Origin of the sequence: Vibrio sp. 10N.261.51.C6, from assembly GCF_041471785.1 — a bacterium.
Lineage (GTDB): Bacteria > Pseudomonadota > Gammaproteobacteria > Enterobacterales > Vibrionaceae > Vibrio > Vibrio crassostreae_C.
On the sequence record NZ_JBFRPB010000016.1, the window covers coordinates 1 to 975 of the forward strand.

Below are 975 nucleotides of genomic sequence, written 5' to 3' on the forward strand. Positions count from 1 at the left end.
CTGACGTTCACTCTTGATACACAGGCAGAATCAGGAAATGTGATCGTAGATAGCATTACATCAGATGATGTTGTTACTGAGACTGAAAAAGAGCAAACAATTTTTGTTACAGGTACTGCTACCGGTGGAGACATACAACCTAACGACGTCGTAACTGCTGTCATCAATGGAGCGACATATACTAGTGTTGTAAAAGAGAATGGTATTTGGGAACTAAGTGTTAATGGTGAGGACCTAGCAGAAGACACCGAGTTCACTGTTTCTGTTAGTTCAACCGATAGCGCAGGAAACAGTGTTTCAAGCTCAGGAACTTCTACTCATATTTATGACTCGACTCCGGTTAATGTAAACATAGATATTGATCCGATTACTGAAGACTCAGTCATTAACGCAACTGAAGCTCAAGGGACGGTTACGATTACAGGTTCTATTACTGGTGAGGATTACGTTTCTGGAACAGTAACACTGAACATCAATGGCGTTGTGTATACAGGCCAAGTAATCGACGGGAAATATAGCATTGACGTCAATGGGTCTGACCTAAACTCCGATAGCGATAACATCGTCGATGCGAAGGTAGATGTAGTAAATGAAGCTGGAAATGTTGGCTCGGCTACTTCGACAGAGTTCTATCTAGTTGATTTAGCTGCTAGAGGAACGATCTTTATTGAATCCATCACTGACGACAATGTTATCAATCAAAGTGAAAGCGAAAGTACCGTTTCAGTTAAAGGTACTGTTGGAAGAGATGCGGATACTGGTGACCAGGTATCAGTCGTAGTAAATGGTGTGACTTATCTGACTGTTGTCCAAAGTGATAAAACATGGAGTGTAGATGTTCAGGGCAGTGATCTTGTAGCTGATAATTCAGTGACAGCTACTGTTACCGGACAAGATTGGGTTGGGAATGAGTTTAGTTCTAGCACCGACAAAACATACTCAATTGATATGGTTATACCGACAATCGACTTGACG

Annotated in this window: 1 protein-coding gene; it reads left to right on the forward strand. The window is 41.6% G+C overall.

Translation table 11 applies throughout. The features are described from left to right. A partial coding sequence (locus tag AB4375_RS03970; protein WP_372051050.1) for an Ig-like domain-containing protein occupies positions 1-975 on the forward strand: 975 nt, incomplete at both ends.